The sequence below is a fragment of the Novosphingobium sp. genome, from assembly GCF_027486195.1.
GTDB lineage: Bacteria > Pseudomonadota > Alphaproteobacteria > Sphingomonadales > Sphingomonadaceae > Novosphingobium.
Genome location: NZ_JAIXPP010000001.1, coordinates 38,883 through 58,901, shown reverse-complemented (window position 1 = coordinate 58,901; position 20,019 = coordinate 38,883). Strand labels below are relative to the sequence as shown.

The following is a 20,019-nucleotide window of genomic DNA, read 5'->3' as shown; positions in this document are numbered from 1 at the left end:
TCCCCTCGGCATGACCGCCTCAATCCCGCTGCAGGATGGTAACCGAGCAGGCCGCCTCGTCAAAGCCCATGACGCCGCCGCCATTCTCGGCCAGCCCGATGCGCGCACCGCTGACTTGCCGGGGTCCGGCCTCGCCGCGCAGTTGCAGCATGAGCTCGTCGATCATCGAAAGCCCCGTCGCGCCGACGGGGTGCCCCTTGCTGACGAGCCCGCCCGAAAGGTTGATCGGGATCGACCCGCCGAGCGTGGTCGCACCGCTTTCGACGAGCCGGCCGCCTTCGCCCATGCCGCAGAAGCCGAGCATCTCGGACTGGTAGATCTCGCAGAACGATGTCGCATCATGCACTTCGGCGAGATCGATGTCGGCCGGTGTCAGCCCCGCTGCCTTGTAGGCCCGTTCGGCGGCGAGCTTGGAAAGCCCCGGCTCGTCCAGCCGGCGATACTTGCCCGCCGTCATTGTGCTCGCCGCGATCCGGACAGCGCGCGCACGAACCGCTGCGGGCTGGCGCGCCAGCCATGCGCCCGAACAGACCAGCGCCGCCGCCGCGCCATCGCCGATCGGCGCACACATCGCGCGGGTGAGGGGCCAACTGACCGGCCTGTCCGCGAGAACATCCTCCGGGGTCAGGGCAAAGCGGTACTGCGCCTTGGGATTGTGCACGGATGCCGTGTGGTTCTTGGCGCAGGCCATGGCGATCTGGCGCTCGGTCGTGCCGTAAGTGCGCATGTGCCACGCGGCCTGCATGGCGTAAGTATCCATGAAGATGGTCCGGCCCGGCCCCGGTTCGAACGGCTTGCCCGATGCTTCTCCGGCCTCGGAATAGTAGGCCATCCACTCTGCGGGATCATACTGGTCGATTCCGCCATCGAACAGCGCCTTGGTCCGCTCCGGCATGGCGGGATTGAAGGTCTTTTCGACGCCGATGGCGATGCTGAGATCGGTCTGGCCGCTCAGCACATCCTTCCACGCGCCGTGGAGCGCGATGGATGCGGTGGCGCAGCCGCCTTCGACGTTGATGACCGGCACCCGCTCGGGAAACAGTCCTTCGCGCACCAGCGGGGTGAGGCAGACCTGCCCGCGAATGCTGCCCTGGCCATCGGTCCACATGCCGCAATTGCCGAACCAGGCCATGCCGATGTCGTTGCCATTGGCCAGCCCCGCATCGGCCAGAACGCCAAGATAGACCTCGCGCGTCAGATCCTTGAAGCTGCGATCGGGGAACTTGCCGAAGCTGCTCGAATAGCTGCCGACGATGTAGGCGTCCGTCATTTCGCGTTATCCCACCAAGGTGCGCGCAGTTCGCGCTTCAGCACTTTGCCCAGCGCATTGCGCGGAAACTCGGTCCTCAGTTCCAGCCCCGCCAGCCGCTGTGTGCGCGCCAGCCGGGCGTTCGCCCATTCGAGCAGCGTCGCCGGATCGGGGTTCCCGCGCGGGATGACCAGCGCGAGCGGCGTTTCCCCCCATTTGGGATGCGGAATGCCGATCACGGTCACGTCCTGAACCTCGGGGTGCTCGCCGATCACGGCTTCGAGGTCTGCCGGGAAAATGTTGAACCCGCCGGAGAGGATCATGTCCTTCTTGCGATCGACGATGTGGAGGAAGCCTTCCTCATCCACATAACCCAGATCACCGCTGCGCAGGAATGCCTCGCCCGATGGGCTGTGCCAGAGGATCGCCTCGTCGAGATCCGGGCGATTGTGGTATCCGGCCATCACGCCAAGGCCGTGCCCGACGATTTCGCCCACGTCGCCGCGCGCGCATTCCCGGTCGTCACCGCCCACGATGCGCAGGTCGAAGCCGATCACCGGCCGCCCGACCGCACCGGGCCGCGCGGGCGCGTCGCCGGGCTTGCGCATCGTCGCGAAGCCCTCGCTGAAGCCGTAGAGCTCGTAGACATGCGGGGTCATCCGCTCGATCACCGCCTCGCGCGTATCGGCCCGCAGCGAGGAACCGGCGGAAAGCAGCGCCTTGAGGCTCGAAAGATCATGCGTGCCCAGCGCGGGATCATCGAGCGTGACGATGCACTGGGTGGGCACCATGAACGCGTGGGTCACGCGCTGCCGCTCGATCAGCGCCAGCGCGCCGGCGGGGCTGAACTGTTCCATGATGACCACGGTCGCGCCCAGCAGCAATGGCGGGAGGACCATGAACATCGTGCCGTTCGAATAGAGCGCGGTGGTGACGAGCGCGATGCTGTCGCGCGACATGCCCAGCTCCAGCGCATTGGACCACGCAAAATGCGTGCGCGCGCCGTGGCTCTGCACGATGCCCTTGGGCAGGCCCGTGGTGCCGGAGCTGTAGATGATGTTGAAGCGGTCTTCCGGGCGGTTGCGCACGCCGGGGTCGGTTTCCGGCGCGGCGGCGAGCAGCGCGTCGCCCGCTTCCCAGCCTTCGCCCGTAAAGCCGATGGCGATGCGCCGCACGCTGACGGGAAGCTCCGCAGCTTCAACCAACGCGCGGTTTCCGGCAGAGACGAAAACGGTGCGCGCGCCGCTGTCGGCCATCATCGTCGCGATCTGCGCACCTGTCAGCATGCCGCTGATGGGCACCATGCAGGCCCCGGCGCGTACGATGCCGAACATCACTTCCAGCATTTCGAGAGAATTGGTCATGACCAGCGCGACCGGCTCGTCATGCGCTGCGCCGATCGCGCGCAGGGCATTGGCCACCCGGCAGGTCGCGCGGTCGAATTCGCCCCAGGTCAGCTGCCGGGTGCCGCAGATTGCCGCGATCCGATCGGGCGCGAAACGGGCGTGGGCGGCCCAGATGCTGGCCATGCCAAAGGCGGGGGCTTCGATCATCGTGCTTTTATCCGGTCACCATCGGCATTTCGCGCACGCCGCGCATGGTCAGCGTGTCCATGTATTCCACTGTATCGCTCGCCATGGCTGCGTCGGGGAAGCGCGCGAAGAAGCGGCTTATCGCGATGCGGGCCTCGGCCCGGGCCAGCGGTGCACCAAGGCAGAAGTGGATGCCGTGGTTGAAGGTAAGGTGGCGGTTAGGCGTGCGGCCGATATCGAAATGCGCGGCAGCTTCGAACACGGCGGGATCGTGGTTGGCGGCATTGACCATGGCATAGACCCGGTCGCCCTTGTTGAGCGTCTTGCCGCGCATTTCGAAGGGCTCTTTCACCACGCGCACGACGGCGCCGGTCGGCCCTTCGAAGCGCAGCATTTCCTCTACCGCGCTGGCGGAAAGCGAAGGATCGGCGAGCAGCCGCGCCTTCTGGTCAGGGTTTTCGAGCAGCGCACGGATGCCATTGCCGATGAGGTTGGTGGTCGTCTCATGCCCGGCGAACAGGAAAAGGATGCACGAGCCGAGAACCTCATCCTCGGTGATCTGGCCGGTTTGCTGCAGCATCACGAAGTGCGAAATAACATCGCCGCGCGGGTTGGCCTGCCGGTCCTTCGCCGCATCGCGGAAGTAATCCGCCATCGCGACAATGCCTGCGCGCCCGGTCTCATACTTGTCGCCGGTGCTGGTGGCATTGCCGAGGAAGGGCTGCAACTGCATCGACCAGTCGCGCAAGTTCTCCATATCCTCGCGCGGCACGCCGAGCAGATCCATGATCACACTGGCGGGGAGGGGATTGGCAAACTCGCTGATGCATTCGAAGCGGCCATCACCGCGTGCTGCAATCCGGTCGAGCAGGCCGTCGGCCAGTTCGGTGATCCCGCCTTCCAGATCGCGCATCACCGCGGGCGTCACCACCTTGTTGAGCAAGGTGCGCAGGCGGGTGTGATCGGGCGGATCCTTGAAGACGACCCAGGTGTTCAGATAGCGGATCAGATCATTCAGCCGCGCGCGTTCTTCGCCCTGCTGGCTTTCGAAAAACGGGGTCAACCGGTCCGAGGTGATCCCGCTGTTCATCTGCACCGACTTCACGTCGTCGTGCCGCGTCAGCACCCAGCCCTTGAGCAGCGGCGACCAGTGCACCGGATCTTGCGCCTGCAAGCGCAGCAACGTTTCCAGCGGGCGCTGGATGACGTCCGGATCGCGCGGATCGAAGACGAGTGCGGTATTGGACATGGCGTTCGAAAAAGCTCCCGGCAGGACGGTTTGCTATCATTGCGCCCTTGCCATAGCAAACACTTGTTTGGTAGCCTCCGGCCGAAGGCGCAAGGGGCGCAGCAAAGTGCCCTATCAGCGACATGCGCCGCGGGAGAGAACAGATGCTCAAGCTCGTTGCCGTGTGGTCGGCGCCCAAGCCGGAAGACCGCGAGGCCTTCGAAACCGCCTATGCCAATGTCCACGCGCCGCTCGCTCGGGCGCTGCCGAACCTCACCAGCCTTGAGACGATTCTGGTGGCAGAAGGCCTCGAAGGCGCCGAGGCCGGGGCCTACCGCTTCGCGATCATGACCTGGGCGGACAAGGCCGCGATGGAGCGCGATGAGCATACGCCGGAATGGCTCGCGCTGCGCACCGATGCCGGCGGGATGATCGAGCGTTTCGGCGTGACGCTGACGTCCTCCATCGGCAACGTCGGCTAAGGAGCTGGGGCCATGTCCATTTTCGTCACCGGCGGCACGAAGGGTATCGGGCTTGCCATCGCCAAGCGTTTTGCGAAGCCCGATACCGATGTGTTCCTGAACTTCCGCGCCGATCAGGCCTCGGCGGATAGCGCCAAGGCGGAGATCGAGGCGCTCGGCGCGCGCTGCCATCTGATTCAGGGTGATGTGAGCACGCCGGAAGGGGCGCAGGCGGTAGTGGCTGAGGTCGCAGCGAAGACGGACCGGCTCGACCAGCTTGTCCATTGCGCGGTGAAAGTGCTGCCCGAACCGCTGCTGACGGTCGATCCGGTGACCTTTACCGAGGCAATCAATCTGAACGGCACGGCGCTTGTCTATCTGGTGCAGCCCGCCGTGAAGCTGTTCCGCCGGGGCAGCACGGTGTTCTTCCTGTCGAGCCGGGGCAGCCGCACGGTCATTCCGAACTATGCTGCGGTCGGCGCAGGCAAGTCGCTCGCGGAAAGCCTGATCCGCTATCTCGCGCGTGAGCTGGCTCCGCTCGGCGTGCGGGCCAATTGCGTCGCCCCCAGCGCGGTCGATACCGAGGCGCTCCGGCAGGTTTACGGCGAGAAGACCGAGGAAATCCTTGCCGCCGCCGCCGCCGCCAGCCCGAGCGGGCGCAACGTGACGCATGACGATTATTGCAGCCTGATCGAATACCTCGCGAGCCCCTCGGCGGCGATGATCCAGGGGCAGGTGGTGTTCGTTACGGGCGGGGAATATCTCGCGGCGTAGCGTCTGACCGCCGTTCGCCCTCAAAGCCCTTCGTCACTCCCGCGCAGGCGGAAATCCAGAGCCGCAACCAATGCGCAAGCCGCTCTGGACCCCCGACTTCGCGGGGGTGACGAATGTGGAGGGATAGTTCGCTAAAGCAGCGAAAGCCTGAGTTCGCGCTTCAAGATCTTGCCGCTCGCATTGCGCGGCAGGTTCTGCGCGAACACCACCTTCTTGGGGATCTTGAAGGCGGAGAGGTGCTCGCCGCAGTGGGCCAGCACGGCCTCGGCTTCCAGCGCATGCCCTTCGCGCAGCACAATCACGGCGGTCACTGCCTCGATCCACTTGGGATCGGGCATCCCGATCACCGCCACTTCGCTGATTGCGGGGTGCTGGTAGAGCACTTCCTCCACCTCGCGCGAGGCGACGTTTTCGCCGCCGGTCTTGATCATGTCCTTCTTGCGATCGACCACGGTGATGTAGCCTTCGGCATCCGCCACACCGAGATCGCCGCTGTGGAACCAGCCGCCCGCAAAGGCATCTGCGGTGCGTTCTGGATCGTTCCAGTAGCCGCTCAGCAATTGCGGCGAGCGGTGGACGATCTCGCCCACTTCGCCGGGCGCCACCGGTTCCATCACGTCATCGACGATGCGCGTCTCGACATGCAGCGTCGGCCGCCCTGCCGAACCCAGCCGCGCGGCATGTTCCTCCGGAAACAGGATCGTGGCGACCGGGGCGATTTCGGTCTGGCCGTAGAGGTTCCACAGCCGCAGCTGGGGGATCCGCGCGTTCATTTCGCGCAGCACTTCGACCGGCATGATCGAGGCGCCGTAGTAGCCCTTTTCGAGCGCCGAGAGATCGCAGGTCTCCATCAGCGGTGAACGCAAAAGCGAGATCCACACTGTCGGCGGTGCGAAGAACGAGGTGATCCTGTGCTGCGCCAGAAGCTGCAGCACGTTGTCTGCAGCAGGCGATCCGGTGATCACGTTGGTCGCGCCGACATGTAGCGCGGGACCGATCATGCAATCGAGCTGCGCGCAGTGAAACAGCGGCATGGCGTGGAGCGCGACCGTCCCCGCCGTCCATTCGCAATCGATGATGCAGCTCTGATATTCCCACAGCACGCTGTTGTGCGAAAGCATCGCGCCCTTGGGCCGCGATTCCGTGCCGCTGGTATAGACGATCTGCAACAGGTCCTCGCCGCCGCGCTCCTGCGGGGCGAGCGGTTCGTCGCTCAGCAGTTCGGTCCAGGCAGGAAGGCCCGCCGGCGGTGACACAAGCTCACCCGCCATGCCGAACATGTGCTCTACAGCAGCGCTGCGCGCGGCAAGGCCCGTCGCCAGCGTGGTCTCATCCACGAACAGCACCCGCGCGCCCGAATGATCGAGGATATAGCGCACGTCTTCTGCGTTCAGCATGAAGTTGATCGGCACCAGCACGGCATCGGCCCGCGCAATCGCAAAGCGCAGCGCGATGAAGGCATGGCTGTTGCGCGCGAGGATCGCGATGCGGTCGCCCGGCTGCAGCCCCAGCCGGCGCAAGCCTGAAGCCAGCCGCTCCACTTCGCGGTGAAAACCGGCATAGCTCCACGTTACATCGCCGCAGATGATCGCGGTCTTTGCGCCATGTCGCTCCGCCGCGCGGGTGAGCATGGCCGAAAGCGATTGCGCCCGCGCGCGGGCGATAACCGGATCAGAATGCGCTTCCGCTGACATGGGAACCCTTTGAAATGGCTGGTGGAGAGGGGGGCGATAAGCAGCAAAAAGGGAGCAGCGCCAGCGGCACTGCTCCCCCCTTGAAGCCGGTGCTTACTTGAAGCGCACCTTGAGCGAGACACCATAGGTGGCCGGCATGCCGGTCGCCTGGGTGATGATGTTGTTGTACGAGATCTTGTTCTGCACGTTGAACGTGTTGAACACGTTCTTGCCCCAGGCCGAAACGGTCAGCTTCTCACCCGGGAAGACGTAGCCGATCCGGGCATCGACGAGCGCATAGCCTTCGATGCGGAACGCGGTGCGGTCGATCCAGCGGTTCACCCCGTTGTCGGGGATCTGCAACTGGCTGCCGGCGATGTAGGCATCCTGATAGGTGCGGTAGTTGATCCCCGCACCCACGAAGATTTCGCCGCCGGCACTGGTCGGCACACGGTAGTCGATATCGCCGACCAGCGACCACGACGGCGCGAAGGGCAGGCGGCTGCCGGCAAAGTTGCGCTGATCGCCGAACACCGTGATGCCCGAGTATTCGTCGACCTTGGTCTTGAGGTAGCTCATCGAACCCGACAGCGTCAGGCCTGCCGTCGGACGAATGGTCACTTCAGCCTCGACGCCGAAGATGTGCGACTTGGGCACGTTGTCGAGCCGCTGGAGCAGGCCGAACAGCGCGGTGTTGACCGTGCCCTGGATCTGCTTGTCGCGGTAATCCTGATAGAACACCGCGCCGCTGAGCGAGATGGCGTTGTTCATCAGGCGGGTCTTCACGCCCGCTTCATACGAAGTCACTGATTCCTGCTTGGCCGGCGTGAACACTTCCTGCGTCGCGCCGGTGATCACCGGGAACGCGCCCGCCTTGTACCCGCGCGAAATGTTCGCATAGAGCAGCGTGGTGGAGTTGGGCTTGAAGTCCAGCCCCGCGCGCCAAGAGACGTTGTCTTCCTTCAGCGTGATGTTGATCGGATCGCCCGGCAGGTTCTGCGCGTTGAGCGAGATGCAATCGCCCGGACCGATCGGGATGTCCTTCCCGCCCAGCAGATTGCCGAGCAGCCGGAACAGCGAGGAAAGCTGCTGGTCGCCCGTGGTGTCCGAGCCGCACATGCGGTTCTTGTTCTTCGAGCTGGTGTAGCGGATGCCGGCCTTGAAGGTCAGCTGGTCGGTCAGGTCGTACTCGCCGTTGGCAAAGGCGGCGTAGTTGTCCATCCGGCCGCGGTTCTGCACGTTGGATTCGTGGATGAAGTTGGTGCCGGCATTGCTCAGCGAGTTGGCACCGTAAGTGATGATCTGAAGTTCGTCGACCTTGCTGTGGTTGTAGTTTGCGCCCACGGTCCAGCGGAACTTCGCACCCGGCGCCGAAGCGTTCGAGAGGCGCAGTTCCTGGTTGAAATCGCTGATCGTGCCATCACCGCGCGGGTTGTCGACCAGTTCGTACTGCGAGCCATCGAGGTCGAACGCCATGTTCTGCTTGAGGTGGTTGTAGGTGGTGATCGACGTCAGCGCGACATCGTCGGTCACGTTGTAGTCGGCGCGCAGGAAAGCCTGGAACAGCTTGCGGTTGCCGCGCGGGCGGGCGGATTCGGTATCCGATTGCGTGCCCACGCCGCGGCGGCCCGAATTGGACCAGTTGGCCGCACGCAGATCGCGCGGGGCGAGCGGCGCATTGAGCTCCTCGGGCGTCGGGGCGGCGGGGTTCGACGGCAGCGAGGCGATGATCTGCAGCGCCTGCGGGTCAGACCGGTCGACCGAACCATTGAGGTTGAGCTCGAACTTCAGCTTGTCGGAGGCCTGCCAATCGGTGATCAGGCGGGCGGCGATGTAGTTCTGCTCGCCATTCGAGTCCTTGCGCGTGAAATTGTACTGCCAGTCATCGCGGTGCATCGCATCGACCGCGAGGCGCATGCCGACGGTCTCGCTGACCGGGCCACTGATATACATCGTGCCGTGGACTTCGTTGAAGCGGCCGTAATCAAGGTTGAAGCCGGCCTGCAGCTCCTTGGTTGGCTTGGCCGCGACGAAGTTGATTGCACCGCCGGTCGAGTTCTGGCCGAACAGGGTGCCCTGCGGACCCTTGAGCACTTCGACGCGCTCCAGATCATAAAGCGAGTGGCCTGCCAGCACCGGGAAGGGCATCGGTGCCTGATCGAGCGAGAGGCTGACCGCCGGATAGACGCCGAGCGAGTCAGAGTTGAAGCCGATGCCGCGCAAGGTGAACACCGGCGTGCCGTGGGTGGACGGGGCGAGCGCGAGGTTCGGCACGGCCTTGGCGAGTTCGTCCAGCCGCACGATGTTGCGCTTGTCGAGCAAGGTGGTGTCGAACGCGGCGACGCTCGCGCCGACCTTGCTGATGCTTTCACTGCGCTTGTTGGCGGTAACGATGATTTCGCCGACGGGGGCTTCCTCTGCGGCGGCAGCGGTTTCCGCCGCCGGAGCCGCGAATGCCGGCTGCGCGATGGCGGCCAAGCCGATTGCCGTGGATGCCACCAGAACGGTGCGCCTGATTTTGCTCATTTTCCCTCTCCTTTGGGTTGTCGTTTTTTTGTTGTGGTCAGTTGTTGTTGTGGTCAGCCGTTCACCAGATCTCCGAAAACGCCGATGGCGCGCCGCAGGATGCGATCGGCGGTCGGGAAGGCGGCCCGCATCGTGGCAAGCCCGTGGATCAGGCCCTTCGCTTCCATGAAATGAACTTCCATCCCGGCCTCTGCCATGCGGCCGGCCATGGCCCGGCCCTGATCGCGCAAGGGATCGAGCCCGGCGGTGAGAATGACCGCCGGGGCAAGGTCTGCCGGCAGCGGGTGCAGCAGCGGCGATGCAGCCGCGCCTGCGGTCATGCCTTCGCCGGGCAGGTAATCCGCCGCGAACCGGGCGAGGAGCTTGGCATCGAGGATGAAGCCTTCGCCGAAGGCCTTGTACGATCCGCGATCCGGGGCCGTGCAATCGAGCCAGGGATAGACCAGCAGTTGCGCCTTGACCGCAGCGGAGCCGAGCGCGGCTGCCACGTAGAATGCCAGATTGCCGCCCGCGCTGTCTCCCGCTGTGGCGAGCCCGGTGACCGGCGCTTCCATGTCCGCCGGGCTGCCGAGCACGAAGCGCGCGGCCTCTACGCAGTCGTCATGGCCGGCGGGGAAGGGGGCTTCCGGCCCCATGCGATAATCGACCGCGACCACGCGCAGCCCGGTGATCGCGGCAATCGTCGTGCAGACGGGATGATGGGTCTCGAGGTCTCCGATCACCCAGCCGCCGCCGTGCATGTAGAGCACGACCGGCCCCGCTGCCGCTTCACCGGGGAAATAGGCGCGGAGCATGCAGGTGGGACCCGCAATATCCTTCCAGCGCACCCCTTCCTCGGGCGGCGTATCGAATAGCGCGCCCATCTGCAGGTAGGTCGCGCGCATGTCCGCCGCCGAGAGATCGGCCAGGTGCGGGCCGCCCTGTTCGGCAATTCCCGCCAGCACAGCCGCCGTCTCGGGCAAGACAAAGGGTTCTTCCATCAAGAGGCTCCTGCCATCTGCAAAAACACGTTCAGCCCGCTGCGGAGAGGCGCGCGGGCACCGAGGATGAATTGCCGCATCCCGGCCGGTTTTGGACTGAAGGAGTCCATCTGATCGGGTCTTGCGGCAAACATCTGAAAAATAACAGTAACTCCAAAAGCTACATGCATGTATCAGGAAAGCTAGGCGAATGGGCGGCTGGGCACCATGTCGCTGCGCGCCAAGTTATTGACGGATGTGGCCAGCGCCCGCTACGTTCCTCCAAAAAAGGCAGCACAAGGGTAAAGAGGAGGGGATGGAGCATGGACTCCAATGCACTCTACGCGACGTTGCCGGATCTGAGCGCACGGATCATGCGCAGCGCCCTGGCGAGCGAAACCAGGGTCGATTGGGATGATTTCTGCCGCAACAGCCATGTCCGGCCCGTGCGTTTCGACGCCTATTCGGGGCAGCTTCTCGCGCAGGAGGAACTGCAGTTGCAGAAGTCGTTCGCGGCCTGCACGGCGGGTGCGCGCAACATCTGGTTCGATATCGGCCTGCGCTACCGGGCGATCAAGTATGGCGAGCTTGGGCTTGCGATGATGACGGCGCGTACGCTGGGCGAAGCCATGCAGATCGCCTGCCGCTGCCAGTCGCTCACGTATTCGCTGATCAACTATCGCTATGCCTCTGCGCCCAATGGCGCTCTCGCGCTGATCGGCAGCTGCAGCAAGCTGGCGGGGCCGCTGCACGATTTCACCCACTACCGCGATCTTGGCGCGATCCGCACGCTTGTGGCCGATCTGATGGGGGGCGTTCTGCCGCTCGAGCGCGTCACCCTCACCACGCCGCCCCCGCCGGACTGGGCGCAGCAGCAGCACCATTTCCCCTGCCCGGTGCAGTTCAACGCGGATCAGACGCAGTGGCTGTTCCTGCCGGGCGCGGCGAACCTGGCGCTGCCGATGGCCGACAGCGATCTCGTCACGCTCTACAGCTCGCGGTGCGACACCATGCTGCGCCGCGCGCAGACCGATGCCACGATCAAGGGCCGGCTCGCCGCGCGGCTTAGCCGCAGCGACAGCGATTTTCCGACCGCCGGTGAGGCGGCGCGCATGCTCGCCCTTTCCGAACGCACGCTGCACCGGCGGCTGGCGGAGGAAGGCACCCGGTTTTCGGCGATGATCGACGAAGCGCGCTACTGCCGCGCGCGTGAATTGCTGATGGAAGGGCACATGGCGATCGAGCAGATCGCCGTTGCGGTCGGCTTCGCCGAACCGTCGAGCTTCTCCCGCGCGTTCAAGCGCTGGTCGGGCATGGGCGCCCTGGAATTCCGGCGGCAGTCCCAGACGAGCAACACACGTCTCGCCTGAGGCCTGCCGCCGAGGATATCAGCTGTAGGCGAACTCGGCGCCTTCCAGATCGATAGCCGGGATGTCTTCCGCCTCGCGCCAGTAATCCTGCGTGTGGCGCCATTCCGGCTGCTCGCCAAGCCGCTTGGGCAGCTTGTCCATGTCGCGCATCAGGTAGCTGGGGTTGAAGTTGTCGTCCTCGATCCACGGCATGAGCGGCTCATTCGCCAGCGCGGGCGGGATCACGATGTTGACTTCGGACGTGCCCTTCTCGTCCATGTGCCGCAGCATCCGGCAGACGAAATCACCGAGCAGATCGACCCGCAGCGTCCACGCCGCGCGGAAATAGCCGAAGACCCAGACCATGTTGGGCACGCCTTCGAACATCATGCCGCGATAGGTCGCCTTCTCGGACCAATCGATGGTCTTGCCGTCCACCTGGAATTCGATGCCGCCCATCATCAGCAGCTTGAAGCCGGTTGCCGCCATGACGATGTCGGCCTTGAGCTCGTCGCCCGAGCCGAGCTTGATCCCGCTGTCGGTGAAATGGTCGATGGTATCGGTGATCGCGGAGACCTTGCCGTCGCGGATGCGCTCGAACATGTCGCCATCGGGGATGAATGCCAGCCGCTGCTGCCAAGGGCGATAGCGCGGGGTGAAGTGCGGCTCGAACTCGAAGTCCGGCCCGGCATACTGGCGAATCAGTTCCTTCAGTTCCTCGAACACCAGATCGGGCTCGGCCCGCGCGCGGTGATCGAGCATCTTGAGGTTGTGCAGATAATCGAGCCGCACAACGCGGTGCACGGTATCCTCGTCCACGCCGATCTCGCGCAGCTTGTCAGCCAGATCGCTGCGGTTGGGATAGCAGTAGAAGTAGGTGGGCGAGCGCTGCAGCATCGTCACGTGCTTCGCCTTGTCGGCCAGCACCGGGATCACCGTTGCAGCGGTCGCGCCAGAACCGATGACGACAACGTCCTTGCCGGCATAGTCGATGCTGTCGTCCCACAACTGCGCGTGGACAAGCTGCCCCTTGTAGTCCGCCATGCCCGGCCACTCGGGCAGATAGGGGTTGTGGTGGTCATAGTACCCCTGGCACATCCACAGGAAGTTGGCGCGATAGGTCGGCCCGGCCGAGCCATCGGTCTTGCGCGTTTCCACGGTCCACAGCTTCTCGGCCGTGGACCACGAACAGCGCGTGATCAGTGTGCCGAAGCGGATGGCCGTGTCCAGATCGTTCTCGGCCAGCACATCGCGCAGATACTTGCGGATTTCCTCGGCGGTGGCGATCGGCGGGCCGATCCAGGGCTTGAAGCGGTAGCCGAAGGTATAGAGATCGGAGTCCGATCGGACGCCCGGATACTTGTGGGTGTGCCACGTGCCGCCGATGTCGTCCTTCGCCTCGAGGATCACGAAGCTTTTGCCGGGGTTCTGGGTCTTGAGGTGATAGGCGCTGCCGATGCCCGAAATACCGGCACCCACGATCAGGACGTCGAAATCCTGCGTTGCCGCGCTCGTATCCAGCTGCGGCTTTTCCATTACATCGGTCACATCACGCTCCCATTCGGCCTGAGTCCGGTCGCGACACGTATCGCTCCGGCTATGGTCACGAATTTCGCCAAGATGACGCGCGATGCAACGTCGCAGCCTGCCAACTAACTGGCCGGGGCTGCCATTCGCCTTGCGGCATTGCTGCGCCGGGCCGGTCCCCATGCGGTGAACCGGCCCGGCGCGGCAGCGGTGAGGGGCTCTACAGCCCTGCGCCCGCGCGCATTTCCTCAATCAGTTCGAAGTGGAACGCCAGCATGCGCTCATCCGGCTGCTGCGGCCCGAAGAAATCCATTTCGGGATCGACGACTTCGGTCTTCACGCCCGTCAGCGCCTCGAGCAGCGAAAGGCCGCAGAACGGCACATAAGCTTCCGAGTAGCCGCCTTCGTGGACCACCGCGAGGCGCCCGCCGCACAGTTCGTCTGCCACCGCGATCATGCGTTCGGTCATTGCCCGGAAGCTTTCCGAATGCAGCATCTGCCGGGCGAGGGGATCGGCGGCATTGGCGTCGAGCCCGCTCGCGATCACGATCAGATCGGGCTGGTAGCGCTGCAACGCCGGGATCACGACGCGGTCCAGCGCCCTGAGGTAGGTTTCGTGGCCGCTACCGGCGGGGAGCGGCACGTTGAGGTTGGCACCCAGGCCCTCGCCTGTCCCGCGATCCTCATGGCCGGTGTAGCCCGGCGGGAAGCAGCGGTCCTGATGGATCGAGATCGTCAGCACATCGCCGCGATCATAGAAAATGCTCTGCGTGCCGTTGCCGTGGTGCACGTCCCAATCGACCACTGCGACCTTGCCGAGCCCGTGCCGCGCCTTGGCCGCATCGATGGCGATGGGAATGTTGGCCAGCAGGCAAAAGCCCATCGGTTGATCGGCAAGGCAATGGTGCCCCGCCGGACGGCACAGAGCATAGGAATTGCGCGCGCGGCCCGTCACGACCGCGTCCACCGCCTCGATGGCAAGCCCGGCAGAGAGCGCCGCAAGTTCGAAGCCGCCCTTGCTGAAGGGGGCAAACAGGCCAAGCTCGCCGCCGCCGGCATCGCTCACCCGCTTGAACTCGTCGATATAGCTGGCGGGATGGATGTGCAGCAGGTCCTCGCGCGTGGCCGGTGCGGCGCTGCGCACTTCCATATGCTGATCGAGGCCTGCCGCGCGCACCAGATTGAGCAGGCGGCGCTTCGAGGCCGGCGTATCGGCACCGTAGCTGCCCGAAGGCGGCTCGACCCAGTCGCCGATCGGGAAGAACAGCGCCTGCACCCCGGTGCAATGCCAGAAGGTACGCTCGTCGGTCAGGAACAGTGTCGCGTCGCTCATTCGGTTTCCCCTCGCTCGCGGAGCACGCCTTGGTCCCCGCCGTATGTGGTGCCAGCACCTTGGTCCGGTGATTGTGCCCACCGGCATGCTTATCAGCTTTCGGCGCGTGGATGGTCCTGCCGAATCTGTCTGGGCTGGCATTAGGACGGGGCACCCGGCGCTCTGGCTTGGCCGCAGTGGCCAATCTGCGATGCGGCGGGTGAAGCGACTTAGCGGGTCTTGCCTGTTCCCGGCTTCCAGTTGCCCGTCGCGTCTTGATTCAGGTGCGCGGCGGTGCGTCGGAATCGCGCTGCACCAGCTCGTAATCGAGCGTTGCAAGCCGCGGCCTTGTCGCATCGGCCGCGCGGTCGCTGCGGATCTCTTGCGCCAGCAGATCGAGCGCGGTTTCTGCCATCTGCCGGATCGGCTGGCGGATCGTGGTCAGCTCGGGCCAGATGGTTGAGGCGAGCGCGGTATCGTCGAACCCGCAGATAGTGAGATCGCGCGGCACATCGAGCCCGCGCCGGTGCGCGGCGGCAATGCAGCCCGCCGCCATGTCGTCGTTCGAGGCGAAGATCGCGCTTGGCGGGGTGGGCAGCGCCAGGATGTCGATCGCTGCATCAAGGCCGGAGCGATAGGTAAACTGGCCCTGCCGCACGAGCGCTTCGTCCACATCCGCACCCGCCTCGGCCATGGCATTGCGAAAACCGGCAAGGCGCAGCGCGCTGGCGGATTGCTGCGGGTTGCCGATGATGAAGCCGATGCGCTTGTGCCCTAGTCCGAGGATATGCCGCGTCATGTCGTGCGCGGCCTGATAGTCGTCGATCATCACTACACCGTGGTGCGCCTCGGCCTGCCCCGGCCCGATCAGCACGGCATGGGTGCCTGCACTGCGCAGGCGTGTCAGCAGCGCGGTGTCGTCGCACAGCGGCGGCGGCAGCAGAAAGCCGTCCACGGCGCTTTCGATCAGCCGCTGGATCATGCGCGATTGGTCGCGCTCCGGATCGCAGCGCTCGACCACGAGGTTGGCATCGAGCCGGGTTGCCGCATCCATGCAGCCGATCAGCAGTTCGCTGAGGTAGGCGGCGGAGGGGTTCGAATAGAGCAGCACGATCCGCAGCTGCGAGGCGCCGGCAAGGCTGCGCGCAGCCCGGTTGGGTGCGTAGCCCAGTTCCTTGATCGCGGCCTCCACGGCCAGCCGCGTCTCCTCTCGCACCCCCGCGCCGCCGTTGACCACGCGGCTCACCGTCATCTGCGAACACTTCGCGAGGCGCGCCACATCGCTGACAGTGGGGCGGCCAGACTGGCGGCGGCGCGATCGGGGTTCGTTCATGTTGCAAGAGCTCCGGCTGGCGATTTCCTGACTGTGCCGCCGCCCCTTGGCAAGCGCGATTGCTACAGGAATGACGGGCATGGGCGGCCCGCAAGGCGATGCGACGCGCGTGCTGTGCGGCAACGATTCCTCGCCCAATTCCGCCCCGCCGATCTCGGTGGTCGATCTGCCGAAACAGGACTCAGCCGGGCACTAGGTGGATCACTCCGCGCCCCTGCAGAATAAGTACGATTATACTGCCGAAAGCCCGGTCCGATGCACCGGATCTACTGTCGTTCGGGCAAGTCGATATCGGCAAGGGCCAGCTCGATCAGCCTGTGCATCGCGGTGCGTGCGCCGGGGCCATCGCCATTGGCCACGGCATCGAACAGCACGCGGTGATCGGGCAGCGGATCGCGCGGCAGCTTGCGCTTGCGCTGCTTGTAGATCGTGGTCCAGCGCACCGCTGCCGAAATCGTGCTGGCGAGCGCGATCAGCGCCGCATTGCCGGTCGCCTTGAGCACCGTGGTGTGGAACGCCTGATCCGCCGCCTGCCCCAGCGGGGAGGCCAGCGTGTGTTTCGCCATTTCCTCCAGCGCATGCCCCATCTGCGCCAATTGCGCGCCATTGCGCCGTTTTGCCGCGAGTTCCGCCGCTGCCGGTTCGATAATCATGCGCAGTTCGAACAAGTCGTTGATCGCCGTCACGCTCGGCTCGCCCGCGAAAGTCCAGGCCAGCACATCGGGGTCGAGGATATGCCAGCGCGAAGGATCGGTGATGCGCGTGCCCGCCTTGGGCCGGCTTTCCACCAGACCTTTCGCTGCCAGAATCCGGATCGCCTCGCGGTAGGCGGTGCGTGAGATCTGGTTGCGCTCGGCAAAATCGAGCTCGCTGCTCAGCACGTGGCCGGGCGGGTATTCGCCGGTGACGATCGCGATGCCAAGATCGCGCGCGATGCTCCCGTGCAGGCGCAGCGATTTGTCAGACCGGTCGATCCCGTCTCCGCCCTGTTCCTTGCTACGCGACACCCTGTGCTCCTTGCGCCCTCGCTCTATTTGGGCGCAAATTCGCCAAAGTCCAGCGCTTGCAGGGATATCGGGCCGGTTCAAGCCGCCCGTACCGACGAGGCACAACCGGTGCGGGCGGCAGGTCTGGCCGCAGCCAGAATCGTATGTATCAGAAGCGGCCCAGCAGGTTCTCCAGCCACTCCTGCCGGCCCGAAACCGGCCCCGGCGCCAGATCGCGCGCCACGGCAAGGTCGGCGATTTCGGAGAGGCTCGCGCTCTTGATCGTCTGGCCCAGTTCGCCCTGCCAGCCGGCATAGCGCGCGGCGCGGAAGGCATCGAGTTGGCCATCCGCGATCACCGCCTCGGCGCGCAGCAGCGCCCGCGCGATCACGTCCACCCCGCCGATATGGCCGTGGAACAAGTCTTCCGCATCAACCGACTGGCGGCGGACCTTGGCATCGAAGTTGAAGCCGCCGGTGGTGAACCCGCCCGCGCGCTCGATCTCGATGCAGGCGAGCGTCAGCTCCTCGACCGAGTTGGGGAACTGGTCGGTGTCCCAGCCGTTCTGCGGATCGCCGCGGTTGGCGTCGATCGAACCGAAAATGCCGAGCGCGCCGGCCATCGCGATCTCGTGCTCGAAGGTATGGCCGGAAAGCGTGGCGTGGTTCGCCTCGATATTGACGCGGACCTCGTCCTCCAGCCCGTAGCGTTTGAGGAAGCCGTAGACCGTCTGCGTGTCGAAATCGTATTGGTGCTTGGTCGGCTCGTGCGGCTTGGGCTCGATCAGGATCGTCCCGGCAAACCCGATCTTGTGCTTGTGCTCGACGACAAGGCTGAGGAAGCGGCCGAAGTTGTCCTGCTCGGTCTTGAGGTCGGTGTTGAGGATCGTGTCATAACCCTCACGCCCGCCCCACAAGACGTAGTTTGCACCGCCCAGCCGGTACGTCGCCTCAAGCGCATCGCGCACCTGGCTCGCGCCCCAGGCATAGACTTCGGGGCGCGGGCTGGTCGCCGCACCCGCCAGATAGCGCGGATGGCCAAACAGGTTCGCCGTGCCCCACAGCAGCTTGCGGCCATGCGCGGCCTGGAGTTCCTCCAGATGATCGACCGCGCGGGCAAAGCTGGCCCGAAACGCGCCGATGCTTTCGGCAGGCGCCATCACGTCGACATCATGGAAGCAGTAGAAGGGCAGGTCGAGCTTTTCGACAAAGGCTAGCGCGGCCTCGCGCTTGGCCCGCGCTGCTGCCTCGTCCTGCGGGCCATTCAGCCAGGGCCGATCGAAAGTGCCCGCGCCGAACACGTCGCTGCCCGGCCAACAAAAGGTGTGCCACATGCACACGGCAAAGCGCAGATAGTCCTCCATGCGCTTGCCGAAGACCACGCGGTCCTTGTCGTACCAGCGGTAGGCCAGATCATTCGTGGAATCAGTGCCTTCGTAGCGGATGGTCGGAAAGGCATCGAAGTAGGCAGCAGACATGGCGGAGTTACTCCTGGATGGCGCGAAGCGCCCGATAGGCAGCACGGAAACGGGCGCGCTTTGGCGCGAGACGGGCGGCGAGATCGGGATCGGGCTCGATCACGGCCCTAACGGGTGGGCGGGTGCAGACTTCGGCGGCGCTGGCACCTGTGATGCCCATCTGCGCCAGCCGCGCACCGCCAAGCGCGGGGCCGACTTCGCCGCCGTGGAGGTAGACCAGCCGCGCGCCGAGCACGCTGGCCAGGATGCGGCCCCAATGCGCCGAGCGCGAACCCCCGCCGATGACGCAAAGCTCCTCGATCACCGTGCCTGCGCTGCGTAGCGCGTCGATTCCGTCGGCATGCGCGAAGGCCACGCCTTCGAGCACGGCTGCGGCCATGCGCGGTGTCGTGCTTTCGTTGTCGAGGCTGAGGAACGCCGCGCGGATATGCGGGTCGTTGTGCGGGGTGCGCTCGCCCGAAAGGTAAGGGAGGAAGAGCTCCGGCCCTGAAGCAGCGCCAGCCTGTTCGGCGAGCGCAAAGAACTCCGCCGGACCCGGAACGTTGCACGCGCGCGCGGCCCAATCGATGCACGAGGCCGCCGACAGGTGCACGCTCATCTGGTGCCAGACCCCGGGCAGCGCATGGCAAAAGGCATGCACCGCCTGCGCCGGATTGGGCCGGAACGCATCGTTCGCCACGAAGATCACGCCCGAAGTGCCGAGCGAAAGCATGCCTTGGCCTTCACCCAGCACGCCGACGCCGAGTGCACCCGCCGCATTATCGCCCGCACCCGCCACCACCGGCACCCGCTCCATGCCCCAGTCGCGCGCCACATCCTCGCGCAGCACTCCGGTCACGTCCGGTCCTTCGTGAAGGCGCGGCATATGGGTCTCATCGAGGCCCGTCGCCGCCAGCATTTCGCCAGACCATGCCCGCGCCGCCACATCGAGCCACAGCGTCCCCGCCGCGTCAGACATATCGCTCGCCTTCTCGCCGGTCAGGGCAAGCCGCACATAGTCCTTGGGGAGCAGCACCGTTCGCGTCGCGGCAAAGACGTCGGGCTCGTGCGCGCGCACCCACGCCAGCTTGGGCGCGGTGAAGCCGGGCATTGCGATATTGCCGGTGATCGCGCGGCTGCGCGGTTCGTCCGCCTCCAGCGTCGCACATTCGGCGAAGCTGCGGCCGTCGTTCCACAGGATCGCCGGCCGCAGCGGCTTGTCGTCCGATCCCAGCAAGGTCGCACCATGCATCTGCCCGGCAAGGCCGATCCCGCGCACTCCCGCGCGCAACGCAGCATCGAGCCCGAGCACGGCCTTGTGCGTGGCGGAAATCCAGTCCGCCGGTGCCTGTTCGGACCACAGGGCATGGGGCCGGGAAACAGTGAGGTCCGCGCTCGATTGCGCGAGGACTTCGCCGCTTTCGGCCGTGACGACCGCCTTTACGCTGCTCGTCCCGATATCGATGCCAAGGTGCATGCGCGGCCTACTTCGCTTTCAGCGGATCGATCGTCTGGATCGTGCCGTCCGCATTGCTCGGGGCAGGGCCCGGGGCAGGTGTTGCGGCCTGCGTGCACGCAGCAGCGGCCAGAGCGCGGGAAGGGCATGGCGCTGCCAGGGTGAGTCCTGCCTTCATTGCCCCGCATCCCTCCTCGT

General features: G+C 65.4%; 15 protein-coding genes. 3 read left to right on the top strand and 12 right to left on the bottom strand.

Translation table 11 applies throughout. From position 1 onward, the window contains the following. Positions 1-19: 19 nt before the first annotated feature. The 3 genes from Q0071_RS00245 to Q0071_RS00235 are packed head-to-tail and all read right to left on the bottom strand — an operon-like array spanning position 20 to position 4,030. A complete protein-coding gene (locus Q0071_RS00245) occupies positions 20-1,270 on the bottom strand; it encodes a thiolase family protein (RefSeq protein WP_298163976.1) in 1,251 nt (416 codons plus the stop codon). Beyond that, the gene (locus Q0071_RS00240) at positions 1,267-2,802 is read right to left on the bottom strand and encodes an AMP-binding protein (RefSeq protein ID WP_298163974.1); all 1,536 of its coding nucleotides are present in this window, start codon (positions 2,800-2,802) and stop codon (positions 1,267-1,269) included. The genes Q0071_RS00245 and Q0071_RS00240 overlap by 4 nt, the downstream gene beginning before the upstream one ends. A 7-nt stretch (positions 2,803-2,809) precedes the next feature. Further along, a complete protein-coding gene (locus tag Q0071_RS00235; protein ID WP_298163972.1) occupies positions 2,810-4,030 on the bottom strand; it encodes a cytochrome P450 in 1,221 nt (406 codons plus the stop codon). Positions 4,031-4,173: 143 nt separating this feature from the next. On the opposite strand from Q0071_RS00235, the gene Q0071_RS00230 reads away from it, so the two are divergent. After that, entirely contained in the window at positions 4,174-4,491 is a 318-nt protein-coding gene (locus Q0071_RS00230) for an EthD family reductase (protein ID WP_298163971.1), read from the top strand. Between the two features lie 12 nt (positions 4,492-4,503). After that, complete coding sequence (locus Q0071_RS00225; RefSeq protein WP_298163970.1) at positions 4,504-5,244, top strand: SDR family oxidoreductase; 741 nt, start codon at positions 4,504-4,506, stop codon at positions 5,242-5,244. 131 nt (positions 5,245-5,375) lie between these two features. Here Q0071_RS00225 and Q0071_RS00220 read toward each other — a convergent pair whose 3' ends face one another. The 3 genes from Q0071_RS00220 to Q0071_RS00210 all read right to left on the bottom strand — a co-directional run bounded on the left by Q0071_RS00220 (position 5,376) and on the right by Q0071_RS00210 (position 10,423). Then, positions 5,376-6,938 carry a fatty acyl-CoA synthetase gene (locus tag Q0071_RS00220; RefSeq protein ID WP_298163968.1) on the bottom strand — a complete coding sequence of 521 codons (1,563 nt, stop codon included), beginning with the start codon at positions 6,936-6,938 and terminating at the stop codon, positions 5,376-5,378. A 93-nt stretch (positions 6,939-7,031) separates the two neighbouring features. Beyond that, positions 7,032-9,443 carry a TonB-dependent receptor gene (locus Q0071_RS00215; RefSeq protein WP_298163967.1) on the bottom strand — a complete coding sequence of 804 codons (2,412 nt, stop codon included), beginning with the start codon at positions 9,441-9,443 and terminating at the stop codon, positions 7,032-7,034. 53 nt (positions 9,444-9,496) lie between these two features. Next, positions 9,497-10,423 (bottom strand): alpha/beta hydrolase, encoded by a 927-nt coding sequence (locus tag Q0071_RS00210; RefSeq protein WP_298163965.1) that lies wholly within the window; start codon positions 10,421-10,423, stop codon positions 9,497-9,499. A gap of 302 nt (positions 10,424-10,725) precedes the next feature. Between Q0071_RS00210 and Q0071_RS00205 the strand changes: the two genes are divergently transcribed. Next, entirely contained in the window at positions 10,726-11,772 is a 1,047-nt protein-coding gene (locus Q0071_RS00205; protein ID WP_298163963.1) for an AraC family transcriptional regulator, read from the top strand. A gap of 18 nt (positions 11,773-11,790) precedes the next feature. Here the strand turns inward: Q0071_RS00205 and Q0071_RS00200 are convergent, their stop codons facing one another. From Q0071_RS00200 to xylB, 6 genes are all read right to left on the bottom strand, one after another. Then, positions 11,791-13,299 carry an NAD(P)/FAD-dependent oxidoreductase gene (locus Q0071_RS00200; protein ID WP_298163961.1) on the bottom strand — a complete coding sequence of 503 codons (1,509 nt, stop codon included), beginning with the start codon at positions 13,297-13,299 and terminating at the stop codon, positions 11,791-11,793. A 199-nt stretch (positions 13,300-13,498) separates the two neighbouring features. Then, a complete protein-coding gene (locus tag Q0071_RS00195) occupies positions 13,499-14,611 on the bottom strand; it encodes a class II histone deacetylase (RefSeq protein WP_298163960.1) in 1,113 nt (370 codons plus the stop codon). 259 nt (positions 14,612-14,870) lie between these two features. Continuing rightward, positions 14,871-15,923: a LacI family DNA-binding transcriptional regulator gene (locus Q0071_RS00190; RefSeq protein ID WP_298163958.1), complete on the bottom strand. Its 1,053-nt coding sequence runs from the start codon at positions 15,921-15,923 to the stop codon at positions 14,871-14,873. A gap of 266 nt (positions 15,924-16,189) precedes the next feature. Further along, complete coding sequence (locus Q0071_RS00185) at positions 16,190-16,930, bottom strand: FadR/GntR family transcriptional regulator (protein ID WP_298163956.1); 741 nt, start codon at positions 16,928-16,930, stop codon at positions 16,190-16,192. Between the two features lie 148 nt (positions 16,931-17,078). Continuing rightward, positions 17,079-18,386 (bottom strand): xylose isomerase, encoded by a 1,308-nt coding sequence (gene xylA, locus Q0071_RS00180; RefSeq protein WP_298163954.1) that lies wholly within the window; start codon positions 18,384-18,386, stop codon positions 17,079-17,081. Between the two features lie 7 nt (positions 18,387-18,393). Beyond that, on the bottom strand, positions 18,394-19,842 hold the full coding sequence (xylB, locus tag Q0071_RS00175; protein ID WP_298163952.1) for a xylulokinase: 1,449 nt from the start codon (positions 19,840-19,842) through the stop codon (positions 18,394-18,396). Between the last annotated feature and the right edge of the window lie 177 nt (positions 19,843-20,019).

Coding starts and splice junctions, on each gene's coding strand:
- Q0071_RS00225 (WP_298163970.1), top strand. CDS start 4,504: ATGTCCATTTTCGTCACCGGCGGCACGAAGGGTATCGGGCTTGCCATC.
- xylB (WP_298163952.1), bottom strand. CDS start 19,842: ATGCACCTTGGCATCGATATCGGGACGAGCAGCGTAAAGGCGGTCGTC.
- Q0071_RS00195 (WP_298163960.1), bottom strand. CDS start 14,611: ATGAGCGACGCGACACTGTTCCTGACCGACGAGCGTACCTTCTGGCAT.
- xylA (WP_298163954.1), bottom strand. CDS start 18,386: ATGTCTGCTGCCTACTTCGATGCCTTTCCGACCATCCGCTACGAAGGC.
- Q0071_RS00235 (WP_298163972.1), bottom strand. CDS start 4,030: ATGTCCAATACCGCACTCGTCTTCGATCCGCGCGATCCGGACGTCATC.
- Q0071_RS00240 (WP_298163974.1), bottom strand. CDS start 2,802: ATGATCGAAGCCCCCGCCTTTGGCATGGCCAGCATCTGGGCCGCCCAC.
- Q0071_RS00230 (WP_298163971.1), top strand. CDS start 4,174: ATGCTCAAGCTCGTTGCCGTGTGGTCGGCGCCCAAGCCGGAAGACCGC.
- Q0071_RS00190 (WP_298163958.1), bottom strand. CDS start 15,923: ATGAACGAACCCCGATCGCGCCGCCGCCAGTCTGGCCGCCCCACTGTC.
- Q0071_RS00215 (WP_298163967.1), bottom strand. CDS start 9,443: ATGAGCAAAATCAGGCGCACCGTTCTGGTGGCATCCACGGCAATCGGC.
- Q0071_RS00220 (WP_298163968.1), bottom strand. CDS start 6,938: ATGTCAGCGGAAGCGCATTCTGATCCGGTTATCGCCCGCGCGCGGGCG.
- Q0071_RS00210 (WP_298163965.1), bottom strand. CDS start 10,423: ATGGAAGAACCCTTTGTCTTGCCCGAGACGGCGGCTGTGCTGGCGGGA.
- Q0071_RS00245 (WP_298163976.1), bottom strand. CDS start 1,270: ATGACGGACGCCTACATCGTCGGCAGCTATTCGAGCAGCTTCGGCAAG.
- Q0071_RS00205 (WP_298163963.1), top strand. CDS start 10,726: ATGGACTCCAATGCACTCTACGCGACGTTGCCGGATCTGAGCGCACGG.